This window comes from Holophaga foetida DSM 6591, assembly GCF_000242615.2.
GTDB lineage: Bacteria > Acidobacteriota > Holophagae > Holophagales > Holophagaceae > Holophaga > Holophaga foetida.
This window is the reverse complement of the sequence record NZ_KI912268.1, coordinates 373564-397927: the sequence shown is the minus strand read 5'-3', so window position 1 is coordinate 397927 and position 24364 is coordinate 373564. Positions and strand designations below refer to the sequence as shown.

At 63.6% G+C, this 24364-nt stretch carries 24 protein-coding genes; 13 read left to right on the top strand and 11 right to left on the bottom strand.

What is annotated here, in order from left to right; genetic code table 11:
• The 3 genes from HOLFODRAFT_RS0201800 to HOLFODRAFT_RS23700 are packed head-to-tail and all read left to right on the top strand — an operon-like array spanning position 1 to position 2590.
• Positions 1-240, top strand: a complete 240-nt coding sequence (locus tag HOLFODRAFT_RS0201800) for a FeoA family protein (RefSeq protein ID WP_005037035.1) — start codon at positions 1-3, stop codon at positions 238-240.
• 3 nt (positions 241-243) lie between these two features.
• Positions 244-2412 (top strand): ferrous iron transport protein B, encoded by a 2169-nt coding sequence (gene feoB / locus HOLFODRAFT_RS0201795; protein WP_005037037.1) that lies wholly within the window; start codon positions 244-246, stop codon positions 2410-2412.
• Positions 2413-2461: 49 nt separating this feature from the next.
• Positions 2462-2590, top strand: a complete 129-nt coding sequence (locus HOLFODRAFT_RS23700; protein WP_005037039.1) for a FeoB-associated Cys-rich membrane protein — start codon at positions 2462-2464, stop codon at positions 2588-2590.
• Between the two features lie 91 nt (positions 2591-2681).
• Here the strand turns inward: HOLFODRAFT_RS23700 and HOLFODRAFT_RS0201785 are convergent, their stop codons facing one another.
• Entirely contained in the window at positions 2682-3449 is a 768-nt protein-coding gene (locus HOLFODRAFT_RS0201785) for a TlyA family RNA methyltransferase (RefSeq protein WP_005037041.1), read from the bottom strand.
• Positions 3450-3574: 125 nt separating this feature from the next.
• Between HOLFODRAFT_RS0201785 and HOLFODRAFT_RS24220 the strand changes: the two genes are divergently transcribed.
• Positions 3575-4279, top strand: coding sequence for a hypothetical protein (locus HOLFODRAFT_RS24220; protein ID WP_148300319.1), 705 nt, complete (start codon positions 3575-3577; stop codon positions 4277-4279).
• Between the two features lie 149 nt (positions 4280-4428).
• Here HOLFODRAFT_RS24220 and HOLFODRAFT_RS0201775 read toward each other — a convergent pair whose 3' ends face one another.
• Complete coding sequence (locus HOLFODRAFT_RS0201775) at positions 4429-7959, bottom strand: pyruvate carboxylase (RefSeq protein WP_052572393.1); 3531 nt, start codon at positions 7957-7959, stop codon at positions 4429-4431.
• A gap of 117 nt (positions 7960-8076) precedes the next feature.
• On the opposite strand from HOLFODRAFT_RS0201775, the gene HOLFODRAFT_RS0201770 reads away from it, so the two are divergent.
• On the top strand, positions 8077-9195 hold the full coding sequence (locus HOLFODRAFT_RS0201770; RefSeq protein ID WP_005037046.1) for a cysteine desulfurase family protein: 1119 nt from the start codon (positions 8077-8079) through the stop codon (positions 9193-9195).
• Positions 9196-9201: 6 nt separating this feature from the next.
• Here HOLFODRAFT_RS0201770 and HOLFODRAFT_RS0201765 read toward each other — a convergent pair whose 3' ends face one another.
• The 5 genes from HOLFODRAFT_RS0201765 to HOLFODRAFT_RS0201745 are packed head-to-tail and all read right to left on the bottom strand — an operon-like array spanning position 9202 to position 13782.
• Complete coding sequence (locus HOLFODRAFT_RS0201765) at positions 9202-9915, bottom strand: ABC transporter ATP-binding protein (RefSeq protein WP_005037048.1); 714 nt, start codon at positions 9913-9915, stop codon at positions 9202-9204.
• The gene (locus HOLFODRAFT_RS0201760) at positions 9912-10709 is read right to left on the bottom strand and encodes an ABC transporter ATP-binding protein (protein ID WP_211237921.1); all 798 of its coding nucleotides are present in this window, start codon (positions 10707-10709) and stop codon (positions 9912-9914) included. Before HOLFODRAFT_RS0201760 ends, HOLFODRAFT_RS0201765 begins: the two co-directional genes overlap by 4 nt.
• Positions 10682-11716, bottom strand: a complete 1035-nt coding sequence (locus HOLFODRAFT_RS0201755; protein ID WP_005037052.1) for a branched-chain amino acid ABC transporter permease — start codon at positions 11714-11716, stop codon at positions 10682-10684. The genes HOLFODRAFT_RS0201760 and HOLFODRAFT_RS0201755 overlap by 28 nt, the downstream gene beginning before the upstream one ends.
• A 46-nt stretch (positions 11717-11762) precedes the next feature.
• The gene (locus HOLFODRAFT_RS0201750; protein WP_005037054.1) at positions 11763-12653 is read right to left on the bottom strand and encodes a branched-chain amino acid ABC transporter permease; all 891 of its coding nucleotides are present in this window, start codon (positions 12651-12653) and stop codon (positions 11763-11765) included.
• A 7-nt stretch (positions 12654-12660) separates the two neighbouring features.
• On the bottom strand, positions 12661-13782 hold the full coding sequence (locus HOLFODRAFT_RS0201745; protein ID WP_043485752.1) for an ABC transporter substrate-binding protein: 1122 nt from the start codon (positions 13780-13782) through the stop codon (positions 12661-12663).
• 284 nt (positions 13783-14066) lie between these two features.
• On the opposite strand from HOLFODRAFT_RS0201745, the gene HOLFODRAFT_RS0201735 reads away from it, so the two are divergent.
• Positions 14067-14705: a cyclase family protein gene (locus HOLFODRAFT_RS0201735; RefSeq protein WP_005037059.1), complete on the top strand. Its 639-nt coding sequence runs from the start codon at positions 14067-14069 to the stop codon at positions 14703-14705.
• Here HOLFODRAFT_RS0201735 and HOLFODRAFT_RS18800 read toward each other — a convergent pair.
• Together HOLFODRAFT_RS18800 and HOLFODRAFT_RS0201725 are read right to left on the bottom strand one after the other, a co-directional pair.
• Positions 14686-15450, bottom strand: coding sequence for a segregation and condensation protein A (locus HOLFODRAFT_RS18800; protein ID WP_005037061.1), 765 nt, complete (start codon positions 15448-15450; stop codon positions 14686-14688). The two genes, HOLFODRAFT_RS0201735 and HOLFODRAFT_RS18800, sit on opposite strands and share 20 nt — an antisense overlap.
• A gap of 19 nt (positions 15451-15469) precedes the next feature.
• The gene (locus HOLFODRAFT_RS0201725; RefSeq protein ID WP_026938940.1) at positions 15470-16159 is read right to left on the bottom strand and encodes a response regulator transcription factor; all 690 of its coding nucleotides are present in this window, start codon (positions 16157-16159) and stop codon (positions 15470-15472) included.
• 197 nt (positions 16160-16356) lie between these two features.
• Here HOLFODRAFT_RS0201725 and HOLFODRAFT_RS0201720 point away from each other — a divergent pair, with 197 nt between their 5' ends.
• Complete coding sequence (locus HOLFODRAFT_RS0201720; RefSeq protein ID WP_005037065.1) at positions 16357-17304, top strand: tetratricopeptide repeat protein; 948 nt, start codon at positions 16357-16359, stop codon at positions 17302-17304.
• Here HOLFODRAFT_RS0201720 and HOLFODRAFT_RS18795 read toward each other — a convergent pair.
• Complete coding sequence (locus HOLFODRAFT_RS18795) at positions 17267-17932, bottom strand: cobalamin B12-binding domain-containing protein (RefSeq protein ID WP_005037067.1); 666 nt, start codon at positions 17930-17932, stop codon at positions 17267-17269. The genes HOLFODRAFT_RS0201720 and HOLFODRAFT_RS18795 overlap by 38 nt on opposite strands.
• Positions 17933-18000: 68 nt before the next feature.
• Positions 18001-18801, bottom strand: coding sequence for a methyltetrahydrofolate cobalamin methyltransferase (locus HOLFODRAFT_RS0201710; protein ID WP_005037069.1), 801 nt, complete (start codon positions 18799-18801; stop codon positions 18001-18003).
• A gap of 192 nt (positions 18802-18993) precedes the next feature.
• Here HOLFODRAFT_RS0201710 and hisD point away from each other — a divergent pair, with 192 nt between their 5' ends.
• From hisD to hisF, 6 genes are all read left to right on the top strand, one after another.
• Positions 18994-20334: a histidinol dehydrogenase gene (hisD, locus tag HOLFODRAFT_RS18790; RefSeq protein ID WP_158412897.1), complete on the top strand. Its 1341-nt coding sequence runs from the start codon at positions 18994-18996 to the stop codon at positions 20332-20334.
• Positions 20335-20412: 78 nt separating this feature from the next.
• Positions 20413-21468: an HAD family hydrolase gene (locus tag HOLFODRAFT_RS0201700; RefSeq protein WP_005037072.1), complete on the top strand. Its 1056-nt coding sequence runs from the start codon at positions 20413-20415 to the stop codon at positions 21466-21468.
• The gene (hisB, locus tag HOLFODRAFT_RS0201695; protein ID WP_005037073.1) at positions 21465-22046 is read left to right on the top strand and encodes an imidazoleglycerol-phosphate dehydratase HisB; all 582 of its coding nucleotides are present in this window, start codon (positions 21465-21467) and stop codon (positions 22044-22046) included. The genes HOLFODRAFT_RS0201700 and hisB overlap by 4 nt, the downstream gene beginning before the upstream one ends.
• Positions 22047-22293: 247 nt before the next feature.
• Positions 22294-22914 carry an imidazole glycerol phosphate synthase subunit HisH gene (gene hisH / locus HOLFODRAFT_RS0201690; RefSeq protein WP_005037076.1) on the top strand — a complete coding sequence of 207 codons (621 nt, stop codon included), beginning with the start codon at positions 22294-22296 and terminating at the stop codon, positions 22912-22914.
• A complete protein-coding gene (locus HOLFODRAFT_RS0201685; RefSeq protein ID WP_005037078.1) occupies positions 22905-23612 on the top strand; it encodes a 1-(5-phosphoribosyl)-5-[(5-phosphoribosylamino)methylideneamino]imidazole-4-carboxamide isomerase in 708 nt (235 codons plus the stop codon). The genes hisH and HOLFODRAFT_RS0201685 overlap by 10 nt, the downstream gene beginning before the upstream one ends.
• Positions 23612-24364, top strand: coding sequence for an imidazole glycerol phosphate synthase subunit HisF (gene hisF, locus HOLFODRAFT_RS0201680; RefSeq protein WP_005037081.1), 753 nt, complete (start codon positions 23612-23614; stop codon positions 24362-24364). Before HOLFODRAFT_RS0201685 ends, hisF begins: the two co-directional genes overlap by 1 nt.

The window sequence follows — 24364 nt, the reverse complement described above, 5'->3', positions numbered from 1 at the left end:
ATGAACACGACACTCCGACTCAGTGACCTCAAGGCCGGGGACCGGGCCAGGGTGACCAGCATCCAGGCCGAACCTGCCATCCGGCAACGTCTTCAAGAGATGGGCCTCACCCGCGGGGAAACCCTGGTGCTGGAAAAAGTCGCCCCCCTGGGTGATCCTATGGAACTGCTGGTCCGCAGCTACCACCTCTCCCTTCGCCGGGAAGAGGGGGCCTGCATCTTCGTCGAAAAGGAAGGTTGAGTCATGGTTACCATCGCCCTCGCAGGCAATCCCAACTGCGGGAAGACCTCCCTCTTCAATGCCCTCACCGGAGCGCGCCAGCACGTGGGCAACTGGCCCGGTGTGACCGTGGAACGCCGGGCTGGGACCTTCCGTTTCGAGAAAGGCGAGGAGGGTACCGTGGTGGACCTTCCCGGTACCTATTCCCTCTCGGCCCGCAGCGAGGATGAGCGCATCGCCGCCTCCTACCTCTCCGAACCTGAAGTGGATGTCATCGTCAACGTCGTGGACGCCACCAACCTGGAGCGCAACCTCTACCTGACGACCCAGTTGCTGGAACTCAAGAGGCCCATGATCCTGGTGCTGAACATGGCGGACGAAGCCAAGGCCCAGGGCCTGGAACTGGACCTGGAAACCATGCGCAAGCTCATCGGGGGCCCCGTGGTGACAACCGTGGGCAGTACCGGCGAAGGGCTGGAAGCCCTTAAGGCAGCCGTCCTGGAGGTCGCCCCCGGAACCTCAGCCCCAACCATGCCCCATGTCAACTATGGCTTGGACATCGAAGGTGAGGTCGCCAAGCTGGAGCTGGAGATCTCGCGGGACGAGAAGCTGGCTGCAACCATGCCCCCCCGTCGTCTCTCCCTGAGACTCCTTGAGGGCGCACCGGATGCCCTGGAAATGGTGGAGCGGAGCCACGCCAGCAAAGCCATCCAGGCCCGCCTGGAGTCCAGTCTGGCCTTCCTCGACGATCACCTGGGGGCCGATGCCCCAACCCTCCTGGCCGAGTACCGCTACGGCTTCGCCCGGGGCCTGGTCAAGGAGTCCGTCAAGCGCGGCGAGACCCCCGCCCTGGACCGATCCTCCCGCATGGACCGGGTTCTGACCCATCGATTCTGGGGCTTCCCCATCTTCCTGGCAGTCATGGTGGCGGTTTACTCCCTCACCTTCGTTGTGGGAGCCTACCCTCAGGACTGGATCGGCACTGGATTCGAGTGGCTACAGGCCTTCCTGGGCAGCCACCTGCCCGAGGGCGAACTCACCAGCCTCCTGGCGAACGGAATTGTGCCCGGCGTAGGCTCCGTGGTCGTATTCCTGCCCGTCATCATGATCCTCATGGGATGCATCTCCTTCCTGGAGGACTCTGGCTACATGGCCCGGGCCGCCTTCATCATGGACCGCCTCATGCACAAGATGGGGCTGCACGGAAAGAGCTTCATCTCGCTCATCATGGGACTGGGCTGCAACGCCCCGGCCATCCAGGCAACCCGCACCATCGAGGCCCGCAGCGACCGGCTCATCACCATCCTGGTGAATCCCCTCATCTCCTGCTCCGCCCGCCTGCCGGTGTATATCCTCTTCGCCGGGGCTTTCTTCAGCCCCTTCCATGGCGCACTCGTGATCGTGGGCATGCACGTCCTGGGTTTCGCCCTCGCCATCATCATGGGCAAGGTGCTCCGTCTGACCCTCTTCCGCCAGGATCAGGCCCCCTTCGTCATGGAGCTGCCCCCCTACCGCATGCCACTCCCGCGCACCACCATCCTCCACATGTGGGAGAAGGGGACCATCTTCCTGAGGAAGGCAGGCACCGTGATCTTCGCGGGCGCGGTCCTCATCTGGTTCCTGAGCCAATACCCGGGCATCAACGACAAGTCCCTGGCCATCGAGCGCCACAAGCAGGAAGAGCAGATCAAGGCCCAGGGGCTCGCTCCCGAAGCCGAAAAGGCTGCCATCGATGATCTGGAATTCGCCCACCAGGGCCGGATCATGAACAACAGCTATGCCGCCCGCTTCGGCCAGCTGGTTCAGCCCATCTTCCGTCCCATCCTAGATCCTGATCACAGACGCCCCGAGGCATGGAAAGATGGCGTAGCCCTCACCGCAGGTTTCGTGGCCAAGGAGATCGTGGTGGGCACCATGGGCGTTCTCAACCAGGCCAGAGAGGAAGGAGAAGAGGGCCAACTCAGCCCACTGCAGCAGAATCTGCGGGACAACTCCGGGTTGACCCCCCTGACTGCCATCGCCTTCATGGTCTTCACCCTGATCTACATCCCCTGCCTGGGCACGGTAGGCATCATCCGCAAGGAGACCCAGAGCTGGGGGTGGACAGGCTTCAGCGTGGGCTACGGGTTGGTCCTGGCCTGGGTCCTCTCCTGGCTCATCGTGACCCTCGGCCGGGCCCTAGGGCTGGGATGACACCCGATGAAGCCCTCCATCGGCATCAAATAGGAATGAGGAGGTTTCCATGCAGACCATCGTCGTTGTCCTGATCGTTCTCGCCGCCGTGGCCTACCTCACGCGCAGCCTCTGGCAGAAGAAGCCCCCCCAGGACAAGTGCGGGGGAGGCTGCTCGGGCTGCTCCTGCGGACACTGAAATAAGGAAGGCCCCCGGGTTCGGGGGCCTTCCTCCAAGATGTCAACAGGGCCGGAAGCCAGGATGCCATCCTGCCCAGCCCCTGACAGCTTTACTGCGGCATTCCTGGGAAGTCCCTGGGCGCCCCGCCCTTCTGCAGGTGCAGCAGGAACTCCTTGTTCCCTTCGCCCCCCAGGATGGGACTCTCCAAAAGCCCCTGGGGTCGCAGTTCCGTGCCACTGAAAAAGGCCCATATCTCCCGGACCACCCGCTCGTGGACGGTCGCATCCCGCACGATGCCCCCGGCGCCCACATCGTCCCGGCCCGCCTCGAACTGGGGCTTCACGAGGAGGACGGCCTGGGCACCCTCTTTCAGACTCGGCAGGATGGGGGGGATGGCCAGGCGCAGGCTGATGAAGCTGAGGTCCGCCACCAGCATGTCGCAGCGCTCAGGGATGGAGGCGGGATCCCAGAGCCGGAGGTTCATCTGCTCCATGGAGACCACCCGCGCATCACTGCGGAGCTTCCAGTGGAGCTGGTTGGTGCCCACATCCACCGAGTAGACCCGGGTGGCCCCCCGCTGCAGCAGGCAGTCCGTGAAGCCCCCGGTGCTGGCTCCGGCGTCGAAGCAGACGAGCCCCTGGGGATCCAGGCCGAAGCCATCCAGAGCCCCCACCAGCTTGAGCCCGCCCCGGCTCACAAAGGGCAACGCATCCCCCCGCAGGCGGATGGGCGCATCCTCGGCGATGGCCGTGCCGGCCTTGGTGACGGGGCGGTCCTCCACCAGCACGTCCCCGGCCAGGATACGGGCCTGGGCCTTGGCCCGGGTCTCACAGAACCCGCGCTGCACGAGGAGTTGATCGAGGCGGATCTTGGCCATCCTCCAAGCTTACAGGCATTCGGCCTGCGGATTGAGGACAGGTTTCCCCTCCGAGCTCTCGTGTGAGAGCATGACACGCGGTAACTACGGGCGGTCAATGTTGCGACAAAGTCACCTGATCGCCGATGCCGATGCCCAAGCAAGGCAACGTCCAGCAGTCCATGGAGATCGTCACTGACATGCATTTGATCAGAAGCATTAAAAAGACCGTAGATAAACTGGATAGATCTCTTCCTAGTCCACGCAGGTACCGACTCATCATGTCAAAAAATGAGATCGAGTTATTCGACAACCTGATACAAAAATCACAGCATTATCTTGAGTTCGGCATGGGTGGAAGTACGATCCGCGCCCTGATCAAATCCAAGGCAAAGGTCTATACGGTTGAGTCCAGCCATGACTGGATAGAAGCCATGCGTGAATACCGCATCATAAGAAACCAGGAGAAACATCGACTGCGTGTTTTTCGAGTCGATATAGGCCCAACCCGAGAATGGGGCCACCCACAGTCGGAAGATCATCATCATTTGTTCGAGGGTTATTCCTCCGGTGTATTCAAATCCATCAACGCCGGGGAACTGGACTTCATTCTGATCGATGGAAGGTTCAGGGTCGCATGCGTCCTGAAAACCATTCTGGCGTGCCACGGAAACGAGAGGGTCAGGATCATGATCCATGATTTCTGGAACCGCGAGGAATACCACCGTGTGCTTGAACACCTGGATGTCCTTGACAAGGTGGATACAGCAGGCATTTTTTCGATCAAAAAGAATGTCGATCTGGCAGCAGTCGAAGCGGACTACAGGATCTACAAGACCGTCCCAGACTGAGTCAGAAGAAAAAGATCCACCTCCAAGCACCAAGACTCAAAGGAAAAGCAAAAGAAAGAAAAGCTGAAAAGCATTAACTTTTAATTATTCATCTTTTCTTTCTTTGCCTTTCTTCGTGCCCTTCGTGTCTTCGTGGTGGAAGTATTTTTTCAGCCTTTGAGCCTGACCAGCAGGTCCTTGGCTTCCACGCTGTCGCCCACGGCGGCGTGGAGTTCTGCCACGACACCGTCCATGGGGGCGTAGACCGTGGTCTGCATCTTCATGGCCTCCATCATCAGGAGCTTGTCCCCCTTCTTCACCTTGGCCCCCACGGAGGTGGAGAGGCTGGCGATGAGGCCGGGGATGGGCGCCGCCACGTGGCTGGGCTCCTCCAGGTCCGCCTTGGGCCGGGCCACGGTCTTGGGGGCGATCCCCTTGTCCAGGATCTGCGCCGAGCGCGCCATCCCGTTCAGTTCGTAGTTCACGGAGCGCTTGCCATCCTTGTCAGGCTCGCCCACCGAAATCAGCTTGATGATCAGCGTCTTGCCGGGCTCGATGTCGACCGTGATCTCCTCGTCGGGCTTCAGGCCGTAGTAGAACGCGGGCGTCGGCAGCTTGGCCACCTCCCCGTACTCCCGCTGCTGCTTCACGAAGTCCGAGAACACCTGGGGATACATCAGCCACGAGAAGAGATCGTCATCCGTCGCCTCGCGGCGCAGCTTGTCCGACAGCTCCCGGCGCAACTCCTCCAGGGCCGCCTCGTCCACCTGCGCCCCCTTGGCCTTCAGGTTCCCGGGCGCGGTCTCCCGCTCATACTTCGCCCTGGCCTCGGCAAACTTCTCGGGACCCAGCACCGCCTGCCAGACGTCCGTCGGCCAGCCGCCCTCGGGCCAACCCAGCCCGCCGGAGAGCATATCGATCACACTCTCGGGGTAGGGCATGGATCCGGGCTCCAGATTCACCACATCCGCGGGCTTCACCCCCCGGCTGAAGAGCAGCAGCGCCATGTCCCCCACCACCTTGGAGGAGGGCGTCACCTTCACGATGTCCCCGAAGAGCTGGTTCACCTCGGCATAGGCCCGGGCGATCTCGGGCCAGCGGTGGCCCACCCCCATGGCGGCGGACTGCTCCTTCAGGTTGGTGTACTGCCCGCCGGGCATCTCGTGGAGGTAGACCTCGGCGGAACCGGTCTTGGGGGCCGTGTCGAAGGGCTTGTAGAACTCCCGCACCTGCTCCCAGTAGTCCGAGAACTCGTTCAGGGCCTCCAGATCCAGGCCCGTGTCCCGATCCGTGTGCTGCAGCGAGGCCACCACGGAATTCAGGTTGGGCTGGGAGGTGCTCCCGGACATCGATGCCAGGGCCAGGTCCACGATGTCCACGCCCGCCTCGGCGGCCTTCAGCACGGAAGACGCCGCCACCCCGCTGGTGTCATGGGTGTGGAAGTGGATCGGGAGACCGATCTCCTCCTTCAGGGCTTTCACCAGCTTGTGGGCGGCGTGGGGGCGGCAGAGCCCCGCCATGTCCTTGATGGCCAGGACGTGGGCGCCCATCTTCTCCAGCTCCTTGGCCAGCTTCACGTAGTAGGCCAGGGAATACTTGTCCCGCTTCTCGTCCAGGATGTCCCCGGTGTAGCAGATCGCCGCCTCGCACACCGCGTGGGTCTTCTGCACCGCCTCCATGGACACCCGCAGGTTCGGCAGGTAGTTCAGGGAGTCGAAGATCCGGAAGATATCGATGCCCGTCTCCGCCGCGTGCTTCACGAAGCCCGCCACCACGTGGTCCGGGTAGTTGGTGTAGCCCACCGCGTTGGCCCCGCGCAGGAGCATCTGGAAGCAGATGTTGGGGATCCGCTCCCGCAGATCCCGCAGGCGGCCCCAGGGATCCTCGTTCAGGAAGCGCATGGCGGTATCGAAGGTCGCCCCGCCCCACATCTCCAGGGAGTAGAGCTGGGGGGCCCGGTGGGCCACGGCACCCGCCCCGGCGAGCATATCGAAGCTGCGCACCCGGGTCGCCATCAATGATTGATGAGCATCCCGCAGGGTGGTGTCCGTGATCAGGAGGCCCTTCTGCGCCTTCGTCCACTCCGCGAAGCCCTTGGCGCCCAGCGCCAGGAGCCTCTGGCGGGTGCCCTCGGGGGGCGTGATCCGGTGGTCGTAAGCCGGGGCCTTGGCCGGGGCCAGGGCCTTGGCGGGGCTGTAACCCTTGGTGTGGGGGTTCCCGTTGACGATCACGTTGCCCATGTAGTTCAGGAGCTTGGTCGCCCGGTCCCGGCGGGGCTTGAAGGCGAAGAGCTCGGGGCTCGTGTCGATCAGGGTCGTCGTCGCCTCACCGCTCCGGAAGATGGCGTGCTCCACCACGTTCTCCAGGAAGGGGATGTTGGTCTTGACGCCCCGGATGCGGAACTCCGTCAGGGCCCGGCGGGTGCGGGCCAGGGCCATCTCGTAGGTCTGGCCGCTGGTCACCAGCTTGGCCAGGAGGGAGTCGTAGAAGGGCGTGATGACGGAACCCGCGAAGCCCATGCCGCCGTCGAGGCGCACCCCGAGGCCGCCGGGGGAGCGGTAGACCGAGATCCGGCCGTAGTCCGGGATGAACTTCTTCTCCGGATCCTCCGTGGTGATGCGGCACTGGATGGCGAAGCCGTTGCGGGGCACCTCCGCCTGCTGGGGCATCCCCACCTCGGGGCTGTGGAGCTCGTACCCCTGGGCGATGAGGATCTGGGCCCGCACCAGGTCCAGGCCCGTGATGACCTCCGTGACCGTGTGCTCCACCTGGATCCGGGGGTTCATCTCGATGAAGAACCACTCGTGGCGGTCCAGGTCGTAGAGGAACTCCACCGTGCCCGCGTTGTCGTAGCGGATCTCCTTGGCCATGCGGGCCGCGGCCTCGCAGAGCTCACTCACCACCGCCGGGGGCAGGCCGAAGCTGGGGGCCACCTCGACCACCTTCTGGTGGCGCCGCTGCACGGAGCAGTCCCGCTCGTGGAGGTGGATCACGTTGCCGTGCTTGTCGCCCAGGATCTGCACCTCAATGTGCTTGGCCCGGCCGATGTACTTCTCCAGGAAGACCGCCGGGTTGCCGAAGGCCTGCCCCGCCTCGCCCTGGGCCTCGTCCAGGAGCGACTCCAGGTCCTCCTCCCGCAGCACCACGCGCATGCCGCGCCCGCCGCCGCCGAAGGCCGCCTTGATGATCAGGGGGAAGCCGATCGACTTGGCGATCTTCATGGCCTCAAGGCGGTCCGACACGGGCTCCTCGGTGCCGGGGAGCACGGGCACCTGGATCCGCTTGGCCAGGGCCCGGGCGGCGGTCTTGTCGCCCATCATCTCCAGCAGCTCGGGCCGGGGCCCCACGAAGATCAGCCCCGCCTCCTCGCAGGCCCGCGCGAAGTCCGCGTTCTCTGAAAGGAAGCCGTAGCCGGGGTGGACCGCGTCCACGCCCTTCTCCTTGGCCACCCCGATGATGCTCTCGATATCCAGATACGCCGCCACCGGCGCCTTGCCCGCCCCCACCTGGTACGACTCGTCCGCCCGGTAGCGGTGGATGCAGAAGCGGTCCTCCTGGGCGAAGATGCCCACGGCCCTCAGCTTCAGTTCGTGCGCCGCCCGGATGATCCGCACCGCGATCTCCGAACGGTTCGCCGCCATCAATTTCTTGACTGGACGAATCCCCGAGGGCTGCGTGGTGGACTTCTTGGCTTTGGACATGGGTCACCTGGGAACGGGTAGACGAAAGGCAAACACCTGGAGATGAGATGCCGGGAAACGGTGGGACGGCGTCCGTCCGTGTTCCATCTTACCCGTTTTGAGGGGAGGATGGCTTCCATGGACCGCATCTACCTTGATCACAACGCCACCACCCGGCCCCTCCCTGAGGTGGTGGAAGCCATGACGGCCTGCCTCCGGGACGGCTTCGGCAACCCCTCCAGCGTCCACGCCTTCGGCCAGAGCGCCCGACGACTCCTGGACCGCGCCCGGGAGCAGGTGGCGACCCTGCTGAATGCCTCTCCCGAAGAGATCCTCTTCACCAGCGGCGGCACCGAGGCGGACAACCAGGCACTGCGTTGCGGCCTGGAGCACGGTGGCTCCCTTGTGACCAGCGTCATCGAGCACCCGGCCATCCTCAACACCTGCCGCTTCCTGGAGGCCAAGGGCACCCGGGTCACCTATCTCCCGGTGGACGAACAGGGCATCCTGCGCCTGGACACGCTGGGGGGGGCGCTTGAAGGGGCCTCCCTGCTCTCGCTCATGGCCGCCAACAACGATCTGGGCACCCTCCAGCCGCTGGCCGAAGCTGCAGCCCTGGCCCGGACCCAGGGCGTCCTGGTGCATACGGACGCCGTCCAGGCGGCGGGCAGGATTCCCCTGGATGTGCGGACCCTGGGGGTGGATCTCCTCAGCCTTTCGGCCCACAAGCTCCATGGCCCCAAGGGGGTGGGGGCCCTGTTCGTGAGACGTGCCCTGCCCCTCCGCCCTCTGATCCAGGGGGGATCCCAGGAGCGCCGCCTGCGGGCCGGGACGGAGAACCTCCCGGGCATCGTGGGCTTCGGTGTGGCCTGCGAATGGGCCCGACAGCGCATGGATGCCAACTGCGAAGGGATTTCCGCCCTGCGAGTCCGCCTGGAGGAGGGCCTGCTCTCCATCCCCGGCTTCCGGCTCCACGGTCACCCCGCCCTGCGCCTGCCCAACACGGTGAACGTGGGCCTGCCTGGAATCCTCGGGGCGGACCTCCTGCTCAACCTGGACCTGGAGGGCATCGCCGTCTCGGTGGGCTCGGCCTGCAGCTCCGAAAGCCGGGAGCCCTCCTACGTCCTGAAGGCCCTGGGCATCCCGGACCTGGAGGCCCGCCAGACCCTGCGCTTCTCCCTGGGCTTCGAGAACACCGAAGCCGAGATCTCCCGGACGATCCAGGTCACCCGGGAGATCGTTCAGCGGCTGAGATGAACAGAGTCAAGCTCCCCCCAGGTAAGCCTCCTTGACCCGGGGATCCTTGGCCAATTCAGAGGCTGGCCCCTCCAGAACAATGCGACCATTCTCCAGCACATAGGCGCGGTGGGCGATCTTCAGGGCCATATGGGCATTCTGCTCCACCAGCAGAAGAGTGAAGCCCAGGGCGTTGATCTCCTGAAGCGTCCGGAAGACCTCTTTGACCAGAAGCGGGGAAAGTCCCATGGAAGGCTCGTCCAGGAGAATCAGTCGGCAGTCGGTCATGAGCGCCCGTCCCATGGCCAGCATCTGCTGCTCGCCACCGGAAAGCGTGCCCGCGAGCTGAGTGCGACGCTCGGCCAAGCGCGGGAAGGTCTGGAAGACCTTCTCATAGGCACTTCGGACCCGGTCCTTTTTCCGGTTGGTCCAGGTCGCCAGGGCAAGGTTTTCCTGAACCGTCAGATTGGGGAAGACGCCTCGCCCCTCGGGGACGTGGGCGATCCCCATGGACACCAACTTGTGGGCGGGCAGGTCCTTGATGCTCTGATCCTGGTAAAGGATGTCTCCCCCATCCGTGGGGATCATGCTGGAAATCGCACGCAGCGTGGTGGATTTGCCTGCGCCGTTGGCGCCCAGCAGGGTGACGATCTCGCCTTCCTGCACTTCCAGATCGATTCCCCGCAAGGCCTTGATGGCACCGTAGGAAACGGAGAGCTTTTCCAGTCGCAGGCAGGTCATTCCGCCACCTCCTCCTCTCCCAGATAAGCTTCGATCACCAGAGGATTGTTCACAACTTCCCTGGGTGCGCCGTTTGCAATGGTCTGGCCGAAATCCAGGACCTGGACGTGCCCGCACAGTTCCATCACGACAGGGATCTGATGCTCGATGAGCAGAATGGCCAAGGGAAAGTCCTGATGGACTTGGCGGATCAGGCGGATCAACTCATCCACTTCGCTGGGATTCATGCCCGCGGCCGGTTCATCCAGAAGCAGGACCCTGGGATCTGTGGCCAGGGCCCGGGCGATTTCCAGCCGTCTCTGTTCGCCGTAGGGCAGGCTGCCTGCCCATTCCTGGGAGCGGTCCGCAAGCCCGAAACGCGCCAAGTGTTCCAGGCTCTCGGCCCGTACCCGCGCTTCCTGGCGTTTGAAATTCCCGGTCCGGAAAATCGCCCCCCAAAGGGTATGGCCGATCCGGGCATGAAAGGCCATGGCGATGTTGTCCAGGACCGTCATGTCCTTGAATAGACGGACATTCTGGAAGGTCCGGGCGATGCCCGCGCGGGCGATGACATCCGGCGGAAGCCCCGTGAGATCCCGGTCTTCCAGCAGAATCTGCCCCTGGTCGGGCTGATACACGCCGGTGATCACATTGAAGGTCGTGGTCTTGCCAGCGCCATTGGGCCCGATGATGCCCTGGATATCGCGCTCTCCCAGTTCCAGATTGAATTCGGAAAGGGAGGTCAGACCGCCGAAGCGCTTGGTCAGGCCTTGGATCCGCAGGGCCATCAGGCCACCCGCTTCGGACGCAGCCATCGCCATTCCTTGTGCCCCATCAGCCCATACTGCCGTGTCAGCATGATCACGATCAGGATCAAGGGACTGATCAGCATCCGCCATTCGGCCAGTTCCGGGGCGAAGGCGCTCAGGAGGTTCCGCAGCACCTCCATCAAGACGGTATAGGCCACGACGCCCAGGATGGAGCCGGAAAGGCTGGCCATGCCGCCCAGGTAGAGCATCACCAGGATCTCGGTGGTCTTGATGTAATCAAAGCTTCGCGGGGTGATGAACTGCTGGGATTGCGCCCACAGGCCTCCCGCCAGGCCAGCGAATGCCGCCGCGATGGTGAAGGCCAGGTTCTTGGTCCGCAGCAGATTGACGCCCATCAACTCGGCGGCGATGGTGTTTTCACGGATGGATACCCACACCCGGCCGAAACTGGATTGGATCAGGTTGCGCAGCACCACGATGGTCAGGAGCGCGCATACCGTGACTGCGATGAAATTGGTGTTCTTGGGAATCCCCGTGAAACCTCTGGGGCCGCCCAGGAAATCCATGTTCTGGATGGCGTTCACGATGATCATGTTGAAGCCGAGGGTGATGATGGCCAGGTAATCGCCGACGGTCTTGAAGGTCAGGCGTCCGATCACGTAGCCGACCAGAGCCGATAGAAGCATGGCTCCGCCCAAGGTGACGACCAGGATGAAAACCTGGCCGATGACGGGCGGCAGGGCGCTGGAGGCGGGCAGAAGCCTGGTGGCGAGCACCGCAGCGGTATAAGCTCCAACCGCCATGAACCCGGCGTGCCCCAGGGCAAATTCTCCCAGGTAGCCGTTGAGGAGGTTGAGGCTGGCCACCAGGATGATGTTCATGCCGATGATCGTCAGCACGTGGAGATAGTAGGGGTTGAACACAGCTGGGCAGAAGCCTGCGTCCGCGAGGAGCTGCATGGGAATGGCGATGACGAGCACGGCGCAGCACACCACCCAGAGGGCAGGCTGGAAAGGGGGCCGTGCTGTTGGTGGGTTGGGTTTCAGAGCCATTTTGTAAGACCGTCCTCCGACTTTTCCGTTTCCATGGCCACTGGGGCTAGACCTTCTTCAAAAGGGGCTTGCCCATGATCCCGCTGGGCCAGATCAGGAGCAGGATGATCAGCAGGCCGAAAGCGATCCCATTCTTCAGATTGGAAGAGAGGTAGGCGACGGTGATGACTTCCACACCTGCCAGGAGAAAGGCCCCTATGACGGCGCCTTCGATGGAGCCGATGCCGCCGATCACGGCCGCGATGAAAGCCTTCCACCCCAAGTCGATGCCCATGTAGGGGTCAAGGGAGTACGCCTGCCCATAGAAGATGCCGCCTGCCGCAGCCAGCGCCGAGCCGATGGCGAAGGTGACCGAAATGATCAGATTGAGGTTCACGCCCATGAGGGGGACCACACTCGCGTTATCGGCCACAGCCCGCATCGCGGTGCCCACAAGGGTCTTGTTGACGATGATCCAAAGGACCGCCATGAGCGCCAGGGAGATCAGGATGATCAGCACCTTGTCCCAGGTGACGAAAACGCCGAGATGCTGCTGGAGCCAGACCACCGATCCTGTCGGGAGCCTGGCTGGGATCTGCCGGGTCTCGGGCCCGATGAGCAGCCGAACCAGGTTTTCGAGGAAGATGCCCACCCCCAGGGCCGTGATGACCACAGACATGCGCTGGGCGTTCCTCAGCTTGCGGTAGGCCACCCTTTCGATGGTGACGCCGACCAGGGCCGTCAGCAGCATGGCCAGGATCATCACGAGGCAGAACGGGAGTCCGCCAAAATGCGTGACAATGATCAGACCGATGAAACCGCCCAGCATGAAGATATCGCCGTGGGCAAAGTTGATCAGGCGGATGATCCCGTAGACCATGCTGTAGCCCAGGGCGATCAGGGCATAGACAGCGCCAAGCTGGGCCGCGTTCAGGAGCTGCTGGATGATGGTGTCCAAGGCGGGCCTAGGGGTTGACAGCGGAATCGAACACGAACTTGCCGTTCACGATCTTGATGACCACTGCCCCCTTCTGGGGATCCCCATTCCCGGCATAGGTGATGACGCCACTGACGCCCTGGAATCCCTTCGTGGCGGCAATAGCATCCCGGATGGCCTTGGGATCTGCCTTGCCCGCAGTGGCGATGGCCTTGCACACAAGGTAGACGGAGTCGTAGGTAAGGGCGGCCGCCGCATCCGGCAGCATTCTGAAGCGGGCCTGATATTTGGCAATGAAGGCCTTGCTGGCAGGATTTTCCGAGTCCGGAGTGTAGTGGTTGGAGAAGGATGCCCCGTTCATGACATCTCCCCCCAGCTTGATGAGCTGTGGGTTGTCCCAGCTGTCACTTCCCAGGACAGCGGCGCTGATGCCCAGCTTGCGGGCCTGCTGAACCTGCAAAGGAACATCGTTGAAATAGTTCGGGAGGAAAAGGACGTCGGGTTTGGCCCCTTTGATCTTGGTCAGCTGGGCCGAGAAATCCGTGTCCTTGGTGTTGTAGGTCTCGAAGCCGACGATGGTGCCGCCGGTCTTGGTGAACTCGTCCCTGAAGACTTCCGCGATGCCTTTGTTGTAATCGCTGGCGATGTCATAGAGCACCGCAGCAGTCCTGGCCTTCAGCTTCTCCGTGGCGAACTGGGCCACGACCTTGCCCTGGAAGGAATCGATGAAGCAGGCCCGGAAAACGAAGGTCCGCCCCTTGGTGACATTGGGATTGGTGGACCATGGCGAGACTTGGGGGACCATCGCGGCTTCGGCGATGGGGGCCCCGGCATTGGAGCACTTGCTGGACTGGGAGCCGATGATGGCGACGACCCTGTCCTGGCTGATCAGCTTCTGGAATACCGTGGCTGTGGATTCCGGCTTGTTTTCATCATCCTCGATGATGAACCTGACCTTCATGGTCTTGTCGCCGACCTTGATACCCTCGGCGTTGACCTCATCCTGTGCCAGCAGAATGGCATTCTTGGTGGACTGGCCCAGAGCCGAAATATCGCCGGTCAAAGGAGCCGAGACACCAATCTTGATTTCCGCGCCACGGGGCTTGCATGCGACCAGGATCAGCATTGCAAATAGTGGGATGATTGTCATTTTTTTCACAGGGTGTTTCCTTAATAAATGCAATCCGTGGACCTACCCGATAAACACCTTGAAACGACTCATTTAAAGTCGCGATAAAAAAGCATAGCGGTCACGCTTGTCTGCACGCAGATTTTTGTTCAGAACCCCGGATCCTCGTTGGCCACCAGCACATGCACATCCGTAAAAGAAGGCTTGCGGGTGAGGATTGTGGTCACGCGGCAGATCCGCTCCGGAGAGTTGCAGTCGAAGCAGGGGCCTGGAGCAAAGCATCCGGGAATCGGTTTCAATGGTGCATGCGCGTCATCGACCTCAGCCATCCCATCCAACCCGGAATGCCTCTCTTCCCCGGCACCCCTGGGCCCCGACTGGAACCCCTGGCCTCTCTTGAACGCGAAGGTTACGTGGAGCAATGGATGGGCATGGCCTCCCACACCGGCACCCATATCGATGCCCCCGCCCATCTCCTCCCGGGAGGCCGGGGCCTTGAGGCGTTTCCAGCGGGACACTTCGTGGGGCCGGGGCTCGTCATCCCGGTCCGATCGGAAACCCTCATCCGCCTTGAGGATCTGGCGCCCTACGAAGCCCGCATCCGGGAATCCCGCTTCCTCCTGCTTCACACGGGCTGGGATGCCCGCTGGGGGGCCCCCTCCTATTTCGAAGCCTTTCCGATCCTGGAGACCGCAGCGGCGGAGTGGCTGGCTTCCTTTGATCTGGCGGGCATCGGCATTGACGCCCCCTCCCTGGATCCCGTGGACAGCCAGTCCCTGCCCAACCATCGGGCCTTCCTGTCGCGGGGCACCTGCCTCATCGAGAACCTGAGGAGCCTTGGAGCCATCGGACCCGAACCGTTCCTCTTCTCCTGCCTGCCCCTGCCCTTCCGGGAAACCGACGGGTGTCCGGTGCGGGCCGTAGCTATGAGGCCTGCACCCTGATCTCTCCGAAGGCTTCGCCCTGGACCAGCTTCACGCGCCCCGTGCGCACCAGCTCCAGCAGAGCCAGGAAGGTGAGCACCAGGTCGTCCCGGGTGATGGAGGTGCCCAGGAGGCCACCGAAGGAGGCCCATTGGCCAGCCTGGAGATGACCGATGACCTCGGCAATGCGCATGTCCAGGGTCTTGGGGGGGGTGCGGACCTCCACCGGAGGCGGAGGGAGGAGGCGCTTGAGGGCGTCCCGGTAGGCCCCCAGGAGATCGAAAAGGGTGGCCTGAATGGGCTCGTCTTCCACCTTGGCATGCTCCAGGATGTCCAAGCCCTGGGTGAAGACGACGGAACGCCATTCAGCCTCCCGGCCCGAGAGTTCCTGGGCCGCCTCCTTCACTTGCTGGTAGTCCAGCAGGCGCTGGATCAGCTCCTCCCGGGGATCCTCCTCCTCGCCATCCTCCTTGGGAGGCAGAGGAAGAAGCATGCGGGACTTGATCTGGAGGAGGTGGGCCGCCATGGCCACGAACTCCGCCGCGATCTCCAGGTTCAGCTCCTCCATGAGGAGCAGGAAGTCCATGTACTGCCGGGTCACATCGGCCATGGGCAGGTCGAGGATTTCCAGCTTGTGCTCCCGGATCAGGTAGAGGAGCAGATCCAGGGGCCCTTCAAAGGCCGCCAGCCGCAGGGGCAGATCCCTGAATTTGGTCTCGAAACCCTTGGGGGGCTCGAAGGTGGCGGGTGGGGTGATGGACTCCATGGAAACCAGTGTACCTGCTTCAGCGGCAAGCGTATCCGAATCCCCAGACCGTCTGGATGAGCTGGGGGGCGGACGGATCAGCCTCGATTTTCTCGCGGAGCCTCCGCACGTACACATCCAGAAGCTTGGGGCTGCCGTAGTGGTTGGTGCCCCACAGGGCGTCCGTGAGTTCCTCCCGGCTCATGGCCCGGCCCGAGGCCCTGAGGAGGTTGGCAAGAAGGTGGAATTCCCGGGGGGTGAGCCTCACTTCTATACCATCCCTGAAGACCCGGCGATTCTGGGGCTCCAGGCGCAGCCCCTTGAACAGCAGGGCGTCGTCCGAGGGCGAAACGGGGTTCAATCGACGAAGCACGGCCCGTATCCGCGCCACCAGCTCCCGGGGGTTGAAGGGTTTCACCATGTAGTCGTCCGCCCCGGCCTCCAGTCCCTGGATCTTGTCGTGATCGTCTTCCTTGGCGGTCAGCATGAGGATCCCCTGCCCTCGCCCCGAGGCCCGAAGGGTCCGGCAGACTTCAAAGCCGTCCATCCCGGGAAGCCCGATATCAAGCACCATCAAGACAGGCCCTTCACACGCACACAGCTCCAAAGCGGCCTCCCCCGAGCTTGCCTCCAGAACCTGGAAACCACTCTTGAGAAGAACTGACCGGATCAGAAGACGAGTCGCAGACTCATCTTCAACAACGATTAGCTTATTTTTACATAAATCCATTGAGCACCCTGATTGCGATTTTTTCCACCAATACAGCCTTGCCACAAGGACTTTAGTGGGCATCAAGAATAATACAAACAATCCAGTATGTATGATTAAAATTTATTCACCACTCAAATCCAACACGACCTCATCAGCCTTCTGAAGCCGGTGTCGCAGATGACGACGCTTTGTGCTACAAAGGAATCATGGAGACCATGAATCTGATCGAAACGGGCGAAGCCCATCGAAAACGGAAGTCCTTCGGCGCTGCCGTGGAGTGCTTCACGCAAGCACTGGAGCAGGAGCCGGAAAACCTCCTGGCCCTCCGAGGCTTGGCCGATTCATTCCGGGGTCTCAAGGCCTTCCCTGACTGCATCGCCATTTGGCGGCGATACCTCGATCTCAAGCCCCGGGATGTCTCCACCATCGTCCGTCTGGGGGATGCCCACAAGAAGATGGGGAATCGGGACGAAGCGATCCGTTGCTACTCCCAGGCCCTGGAGATGAATTCCACCAACCGCTACGCCCTCATGGGCCTGGGGGACCTCTACTACCGGGAGCAGGACCTGTCCAAGGCCCTGGAATACTGGGAGATCCTGATAAAACTGGATCCCACCCTGGTTAATATCCAGACCATGGTGGGCAACATCCACCGGAAACATCTCCGATTCGAGCGGGCCCGGGCCTGTTTCGAGGCCGCGCTCCAGAGCGCTCCGAACAACCCCTACGCCATCTTCGGCATGGCCGATACCCTCCGGGGCCTCGGCGAATTCGAGCAGGCGGCCCCCTTCTGGCGGATCATGCTGAAGATGGATCCGGACAACCACCAGGTCATGACCCGAGCCGGGGATTGCTTTCTACGCCTTTCGCTCTTCACCGAAGCGGAGGAGCTCTTCAAACGAGCCCTGGCCATCCGCTTCGAGAAACCCGCCGGGCTCGGGCTGGCCCGCACCTACCGCCAGATGGGGGCCCACAGAGAGGCCATCCAGTGTTACCGGGACATCCTGGACAGAAGTCCAGACGACATCCGCACGGCGCTCCAACTGGCAGACACCCTGGCCGAGGCATCGGGCCCTCAGGCAGCCAAGGATTTCCTCGTCGAGGAACTGGGCAAGCGCCCCAGCCTCAGGGAGCTGGAGAATGCCCTGACCCGCCTGGGATGACCGTCCACTTGGAACGCAGAGCCCGACAGTAGGCCACAGCTTCCCTGGGCGTCCGACAGAAGACGTCCGCGCCAGCCCAGGCGGCGCTGCTTTCATCGCAGGCTGAACCGCCCACCAGGATCCGGATTTCGTTGCGGAGATCCGCGCGGCGAACCGCTTCCACACAATACCTCATCACCTGGAAGCCAAGACTGGAGGCACAGGAAATCCCGACGAACTTGGGATGGTAGTGCCTGACGGCCCGTTGGAAATCCACGGGCTGCACCCGCACCCCCAGGTCAATCACACGCAAGCCCGCAGCCCCGAGGATGGCCCCCAGGAGATTCTTCCCGAGCTCATGCCCGTCGTAGACCGTTCCAATGAGGATGCTGCCCATGCGCCCCGCCCTCGGACGGCTGGGACCCAGCCCCAGGATCCCCAGCGCATTGGCAAAGATGTCCGAGGCCACAATCATGTCGGCAACGGCATACTCGCCCCGCTCATAGCGTCGGCTCACAATCTCCATGCCCATCTGGAGCATCACGAGGATATCCGCCGCCTTCTGGTGACTGTCCAGAAGCTCCTTCACCCTCTCAAGGGTGGAGGCCTCCGCCAGATTGGCGAATTCATCTACGAGAGAACTGGGCATAGGAGGAGCTTCCCACAAGAAGGGGCCTGCATCGCGCAGGCCCCTTTGGAAAGAACAGTCGCTGAGGACTACTCGTAGAGGCCCTTGCGGTGGGCGCGCAGGTACTTGGCGCAGAACTTGTCCTTGCCGAGCAGGGCCTGGGAGGCGTAGATCATGCCCATCATGTTCTTGTCGCAGGGGTTCAGGATGTAGCCATCCATGCCGACGGTCATGGTCTGAACCACCATGAGGCGGTTCAGGACGGGACGGTTGGGCAGGCCGTGGGAGATGTTGCTCAGGCCGCAGGTGAAGTGGACTTCAGGGAAGCGGGCGCGGATCAGCTTGATGGACTCCAGGACTTCGACGCCGCTGCCATCGTTGGTGCTGAGGGGCTTCACCAGGGGATCGATGTAGATATCGTCCTGCACGATGCCTTCCTTGCCCAGACCTTCGACCAGGTCCGTGGCAATACGGAGACGATCCTCGGCAGTGTTGGGCATGCCGGCATCTTCGATGCAGAGGGCGACAACCTTGCCATTGAATTCCTTGACCAGGGGCAGCACGGTCTTGAAGCGGTGGCTCTCCATGTTGATGGAGTTGATCATGGGCTTGTAACCGGGCTTCAGGAGCTTGAGACCCACTTCCAGCGCCTTGTCATCGGGACTGTCGATGCAGAGCGGGTGGTCGGTCACCGCCTGGATGGTCTCCACCAGCCACTTCATGAGCTCCAGTTCCTGGCCGATCATGTTGCCGCAGTTGACGTCGAGGTAGGTGGCGCCAGCTTCGACCTGCTCCAGAGCGATCTTCTGGATATAGGCGGCATCCTTGGCTTCCACAGCCTCGCGGATAGCCTTGCGGCTGGTGTTAATGAGTTCACCGATAATCATCATTTGGGATTTCCTCCTCGACCATGGAAATACATCTGATATGACCAGTCAAGTGATAATACGAGGGGCGCCCCTCTTTTTGAGACTGGCCTCCATTCTACACCGCCGTACCAAGGGAACCAGAGACCCCGCAAAGCTTATGACTTGAAGGATCCGGGCGCCAGTGGCATTCTGGTTGCTTGGAACCCCTTCGAGGTGCACAGGTGTTACTTCATCTCCATTCTTGATCTTACCGACCGGGCGGAACTGCCCCGATGGCTAGCTGCCCTCGCCAGGAGTGCGGAGACGGAGGAGGATACCCGCAGGACGGTTGCGACCATCCTGGGCGAGGTCCGCTCCGGGGGCGCGCAAGCCGCCATCCGCTGGACTGAAAAGCTCGATCGCGTGGTCCTGGACCTCGATCGTCTCCGGGTGCCCGAATCGGCACTCCAGGAGGCCCGGACCCGACTGGACCGTGAGCAGCCCGAGCTCATGTCAGCCCTCCGCTCCATGATCGCCAACATCCGGCGCTTCGCCGAAGGCCAGCGGGCCTGCCTGCAGGACCTGAGCCTTGGTCTGCCCGGCGGCGGCACTGTGGGCGAGCGCTGGGTCCCCCTGAAGCGCGCTGGTGTATACATTCCCGGTGGAAGAGCCTTCTACCCCTCCACCCTCGCCATGACCGTCATTCCGGCCCAGGTGGCTGGCGTGGAACGCATCGTTGGAGTCACCCCCCCCAAGCCCGAGGCGACGCTGCCCGGGGCCTGGGGCATCGACCCCCTGGTGCTGGCCTGCGCCTCCGAGCTTGGACTTACGGAGCTCTACCCCTTCGGCGGAGCCCAGGGCCTGGGCTTCCTGGCCTTCGGCGAACCCGCCGTGGACATCCTCACCGGCCCCGGCAACCGCTTCGTCTCCGAGGCCAAGCGCCAACTGGTGGGCACATGCGGCATCGATGCCCTGGCCGGTCCCACGGAACTCCTGGTCATCGCTGATGGCAGCGCCAATCCCGCCTGGGTGGCGGAGGATCTCCTGGGTCAGGCTGAGCACGATCCGGATGCCGCCGCCGTCCTCCTGAGCGAGGATCGGAACCTGCTGGAGGCCGTTTCCAGGGAACTGACCGCCCGCATCGAGGCTTCGCCCCGCCGGGCCATCCTGGAGCAGAGCATCCAGGCCCACGGACGACTGATCCATGCCGAACGAGAGCTCATCGTGGCCTTCGCCCAGGCCTGGGCCCCGGAACACCTGGAGGTCTGCGTCGAGGACCCCGAGTCCTGGCTGCCGGATCTGACCACCGCCAGCGCCCTCTTCCTGGGCACTTCCAGTGCTGAGGCCTTCGGTGACTACGGCGCAGGTCCCAACCACGTCCTTCCCACGGACCGGAGCGCCCGCTTCGCCAGTCCCCTGGGCGTGGCCACCTACCTCAAGCGCCAGAGCCTCCTCAGGCTCAGCCCCGCCGACGCTGCTTCCATGGCGCCCTGGGTGGATCGGCTGGCCCAGGCAGAAGGATTGGTGCATCACGGTCGCAGCGCAGCCCTGCGCTGCGGTCATAATCAGAAGTAGGCGCGTCGAACCCGTGTCGCGCCGACCCCCTTCCGCACGGAGGCTTCGCTTCGCCCATTCCCAGCCCGATGAGCAGCCATGACCCTCTCCGCCACCACCCCTTTCACTGAAGTTCTGCGCCAGCGCCTCGGGGCTCCCGAGGGCGGCCTGCTCCTGGGGCCTTCTCCTGCAGCCCTGAAGGAATCGGTGGAAAGCGCCTTCGGAGGTTCAGTCAGCCTGGTGGATGAGACATCCCTCCAGCCCGGCGAACCCAACCAGCGACTGGTGGTGGACTGCAACCCCGACACCCTCCTGCTCCGCAGGGTGGACGGCACGGATCTGGGAATGCTCCTGGGGGCTCCCGAGCGCTTGGCCTGCCTTCCCTCCAGACCGATCGAGGCGGAGATCCTTCCCTCCCTCGGCCCGGTCCGACGCCTCCTGGCCCTGGACATCGATGGGGTGCTCATCGACGCTGACCGCAGCTTCATGGAGGCCGTGGCCCGCACCGTGGCGGAGCTGCGCCCTGCCCTGCCCTGGGGCGATGCATCCTTCCGGGCCTTCAAGCGCCTCGGGGGCTTCAACAACGACTTCAAGCTGGCCGCCGGTGCCCTGGCCCTGGCCGAGGTCTTCGGCAATGTGGACGTCGTGCCCCTGATCGGGGCTGCCATGGGCAAGGGCTTCCCGGAGCTGGAACCCCGCATCGCCGAGCTGGAGGAACAGGTCAAGCCCGTGGTACAGCGCCATTACAGCGACACCATCAGCTTCGAGAAGGCCTTCGCCACCCTGGAGGAACTCCAGTCCACCGGCTTCGAACTGGCCATCCTCACGGGCCGCCCCCCGGAGGAGCTGGCCCTGGCCTGGCTGGTCCTGGGCTTCAGCCTCCCGGCGATCCCCGACCGGGCCCCCCACCTCCGCAAGCCCTCGCCCTGCGGCCTTCTGCAACTGGCCGACGCCTTCCAGGCCACGGAGATCGTTTTCGCCGGGGATACGGTGGATGATGCCACCTGCCTGCGCCGGGCCGCCGAGATCCGTCCCGAGCTGCGCTGGCGTTTCGCCGCCATAGGCCCGGAGCGCCACCGCTTCGAGCGGCCGGAAGACTTTTCCTTTGCCTTCCTTCGTGAACTGCTGCCCGTCCTCCAAAGGGAGTCCGCATGAGAAGTGCCACCCTCCAACGCAAGACCGGCGAGACCGAGATCCGGCTGACCCTGAACCTGGATGGCGGCGAAACCCGCATCCAGACGGGACTGGGCTTCTTCGATCACATGCTCATGCAGATCGCCAAGCATGGCGGCCTGGGCCTCCAGATCGAGGCCAAGGGCGATCTGCCCGTGGACAGCCACCACCTGGTGGAGGACGTGGGCCTCTGCCTGGGCGAAGCCCTCAAGGAAGCCCTCGGCGACCGCCGGGGCATCGAGCGGTACGGCCATGCCTACGTCCCCCTGGATGAGGCCCTGGCCCGGGTGGTCATCGATCTCTCCGGCCGCCCCTGCTGTGTCTTCGAGGCCCCCATGCCCCACCTGGTCATGGGGGATGGCTTCCAGACCGAGATGGTGCGGGAGTTCTTCGTGGCCCTGGCCAACCGGGGCGCCCTCACCCTCCATGCCGATGTCCTGCGGGGCGTGAACCTCCACCACAAGATCGAGGCCCTCTTCAAGGCCCTGGCCCGGGCCCTGCGCCAGGCCGTGGCCATCACCGGGGGGGATGTCCCGTCTACCAAGGGCACCCTGGTCTAGAACTCACCGATCGGAAAAGAGTCAACGCAGAGGGCGCAGAGTTTATAAAGAAAGGGCGCAGAGAAAAGATGAGAAAAGCAATCGAGACAGGCGCCGATCTCGCGAAACCTCCCCGCCCGGTTGCCTTACGACTCCATGCTCAGCGTCCCAGATCCTCCTTGCTTTTCAGCTTTTCTCTGCGCCCTTTCTTTTCTTTCTCCGCGCCCTCTGCGTTGACTCCTTTCCCGCCCCCCACCGGAATGTCCCCATGCTCACTCTGATCGACTACGACGCAGGAAACCTGGCCTCCCTGGAGGGGGCCCTGGAGCGCCTGGGACTGCCCTACCGGCTGGCCCAGGGTCCCGACGAGGCGGGTGAGGATGGCCCCCTGGTGCTCCCGGGGGTGGGTCACTTCGAATCCGCCAAGCGCTCCCTGGTACAGCGGGGCTGGTGGCGGGAACTACCGGGCATGGTGGCCTCGGGCCGCCCCCTGCTGGGCATCTGCCTGGGCCTTCAGCTCCTGGCCGAGGGCAGTGAAGAGGCCCCCAGGGAAGACGGCCTGGGCCTCCTGCCCGGCGTCGTGCGCCGCCTGGGCCCCGGAGTCAAGGTCCCCCACATGGGCTGGAGCCAGGTGACCCTGAACCATGCCCATCCCGCCTTCGGGAACCCCACCGGAGGCTGGCTCTACTTCGTCCACAGCTATGCCCTGGAAGCCAATGAAGGCACCATCCTGACGGCGCACCACGGTCGCGATTTCGCCGCCGTGGAGGCCCGGGGCCGCACCCTGGGCTTCCAGCCCCACCCCGAGAAATCCGGCCCCCTGGGGCTCCTGCTTCTCCAGTCCGCCCTGGCCTGGATGGGCGCAACACGGGAGACGACATGCAACTGATTCCCAGCATGGACCTCATGGCAGGCCGCCTGGTGCGCCTGCGCCACGGTGACCGCAACCAGGCCACCTTCTATGAGTTCTCGCCCGAATCCTGGGTCGAGAAGGTGATGGCCGCCGGAGCTACCCGCATCCACCTGGTGGATCTGGATGCCGCCTTCGGAGAGGCCCACCAGGGCGCCTTCGTCGAATTCCCCAAGCGCTACCCATCGGTCCAGTTCCAGCTGGGAGGTGGCCTGCGGAGCCGGGAAACCGTCCAGGAAGTCCTGGATCTAGGCTTCGAGGCGGTGGTGGGCACCCTGGCGGTCGAGAAGCCCGAGGCCCTCGCGGACCTCCAGGGCCTCATCGCTGCGCTGGACATGAAGAATCTGGAAGTCGTCACCCGGGGCTGGCAGAGCGCCAGCGGCCGCAGCAACGAAGCCATCTTCCGCTCCCTCCTGGACCTGGGCATCGACCGCGCCCTGGTGACGGATGTGGGCCGGGACGGCACCCTGGAGGGGCCAGGCATCGAGGCCACGGCCCTGGTGGCCAAGGCCGGTTTCCAGGTCCAGGCCAGCGGTGGCCTCAAGGCCATCACAGACCTGGAGTCCCTCTCCCTGGTTCCGGGCATCACTGGAGCCATCAGCGGCAAGGCCCTCATGGAAGGCCACATCGTCCTTGAGGATCCCAGGGTCCAGGCCGCCCTCCGGGGAGGTGCCTGATGCCCGCGAAACGCATCGTTCCCTGCCTGGACGTCAAGAACGGCCGAGTGGTGAAGGGTATTCAGTTCAAGCAGCTGCGTGACCTGGGAAGCCCGGTCGAACTGGCCAAGCGCTACGACAAGGAAGGCGCCGACGAGCTGGTCTTCCTGGACATCGCCGCCTCCCTGGAGAATCGCGGCACCCGCGAGGCCTGGGTGCGGGGCGTGGCCCGGGAACTGAGCATCCCCTTCACCGTGGGGGGCGGCGTCTCCTCCGCAGAGGATGGCCGCCTCCTGCTGCGGGCTGGCGCCGACAAGGTCGCCGTCAACACCGCCGCCTCCAACCGTCCCGAACTGGTGACGGAGATGGCGGAGGCCTTCGGGCGCCAGTGCGTCGTGGCCGCCGTGGACGTGAAGCGCGATCCAGAGCTGGGATGGCGGGTCTACCTCAAGGGCGGCACCCAGCCCACGGAGCGCTCCGCCATCGAGTGGCTCTGGCAGCTCAATGAGCTGGGGGCCGGTGAGATCCTCCTGACCTCCATGGACCGGGACGGCACCCTGGACGGCTTCGATCTGGAACTGCTGGAGCAGGCCTCCAAGCTGCCCATCCCCCTGATCGCCTCGGGGGGCGCTGGCAAGGACGTCCACTTCCTGGAGGCCCTCGAGCACGGTGCCGATGCGGTGCTGGCCGCCACCCTGTTCCACGAAGGCATCCTGCCCATCCCCACCCTCAAGACCTACCTCGCGCAGCATGGCGTTGTGACTCGGAGCTGA

Excerpts from the sequence above, each read along its gene's own strand:
- hisB (WP_005037073.1), top strand. The coding sequence starts at position 21,465 with ATGAGAAGTGCCACCCTCCAACGCAAGACCGGCGAGACCGAGATCCGG.
- hisF (WP_005037081.1), top strand. The coding sequence starts at position 23,612 with ATGCCCGCGAAACGCATCGTTCCCTGCCTGGACGTCAAGAACGGCCGA.
- HOLFODRAFT_RS18800 (WP_005037061.1), bottom strand. The coding sequence starts at position 15,450 with ATGGAGTCCATCACCCCACCCGCCACCTTCGAGCCCCCCAAGGGTTTC.
- HOLFODRAFT_RS0201745 (WP_043485752.1), bottom strand. The coding sequence starts at position 13,782 with ATGACAATCATCCCACTATTTGCAATGCTGATCCTGGTCGCATGCAAG.
- HOLFODRAFT_RS0201700 (WP_005037072.1), top strand. The coding sequence starts at position 20,413 with ATGACCCTCTCCGCCACCACCCCTTTCACTGAAGTTCTGCGCCAGCGC.
- feoB (WP_005037037.1), top strand. The coding sequence starts at position 244 with ATGGTTACCATCGCCCTCGCAGGCAATCCCAACTGCGGGAAGACCTCC.
- HOLFODRAFT_RS0201720 (WP_005037065.1), top strand. The coding sequence starts at position 16,357 with ATGAATCTGATCGAAACGGGCGAAGCCCATCGAAAACGGAAGTCCTTC.
- HOLFODRAFT_RS0201755 (WP_005037052.1), bottom strand. The coding sequence starts at position 11,716 with ATGGCTCTGAAACCCAACCCACCAACAGCACGGCCCCCTTTCCAGCCT.
- HOLFODRAFT_RS24220 (WP_148300319.1), top strand. The coding sequence starts at position 3,575 with ATGCCGATGCCCAAGCAAGGCAACGTCCAGCAGTCCATGGAGATCGTC.
- HOLFODRAFT_RS0201770 (WP_005037046.1), top strand. The coding sequence starts at position 8,077 with ATGGACCGCATCTACCTTGATCACAACGCCACCACCCGGCCCCTCCCT.
- HOLFODRAFT_RS0201775 (WP_052572393.1), bottom strand. The coding sequence starts at position 7,959 with ATGTCCAAAGCCAAGAAGTCCACCACGCAGCCCTCGGGGATTCGTCCA.
- HOLFODRAFT_RS0201710 (WP_005037069.1), bottom strand. The coding sequence starts at position 18,801 with ATGATGATTATCGGTGAACTCATTAACACCAGCCGCAAGGCTATCCGC.
- hisH (WP_005037076.1), top strand. The coding sequence starts at position 22,294 with ATGCTCACTCTGATCGACTACGACGCAGGAAACCTGGCCTCCCTGGAG.
- HOLFODRAFT_RS23700 (WP_005037039.1), top strand. The coding sequence starts at position 2,462 with ATGCAGACCATCGTCGTTGTCCTGATCGTTCTCGCCGCCGTGGCCTAC.
- HOLFODRAFT_RS0201760 (WP_211237921.1), bottom strand. The coding sequence starts at position 10,709 with ATGGCTGCGTCCGAAGCGGGTGGCCTGATGGCCCTGCGGATCCAAGGC.
- HOLFODRAFT_RS0201685 (WP_005037078.1), top strand. The coding sequence starts at position 22,905 with ATGCAACTGATTCCCAGCATGGACCTCATGGCAGGCCGCCTGGTGCGC.
- HOLFODRAFT_RS0201800 (WP_005037035.1), top strand. The coding sequence starts at position 1 with ATGAACACGACACTCCGACTCAGTGACCTCAAGGCCGGGGACCGGGCC.
- HOLFODRAFT_RS0201735 (WP_005037059.1), top strand. The coding sequence starts at position 14,067 with ATGCGCGTCATCGACCTCAGCCATCCCATCCAACCCGGAATGCCTCTC.
- HOLFODRAFT_RS0201765 (WP_005037048.1), bottom strand. The coding sequence starts at position 9,915 with ATGACCTGCCTGCGACTGGAAAAGCTCTCCGTTTCCTACGGTGCCATC.
- HOLFODRAFT_RS0201785 (WP_005037041.1), bottom strand. The coding sequence starts at position 3,449 with ATGGCCAAGATCCGCCTCGATCAACTCCTCGTGCAGCGCGGGTTCTGT.
- HOLFODRAFT_RS0201725 (WP_026938940.1), bottom strand. The coding sequence starts at position 16,159 with ATGGATTTATGTAAAAATAAGCTAATCGTTGTTGAAGATGAGTCTGCG.
- HOLFODRAFT_RS18795 (WP_005037067.1), bottom strand. The coding sequence starts at position 17,932 with ATGCCCAGTTCTCTCGTAGATGAATTCGCCAATCTGGCGGAGGCCTCC.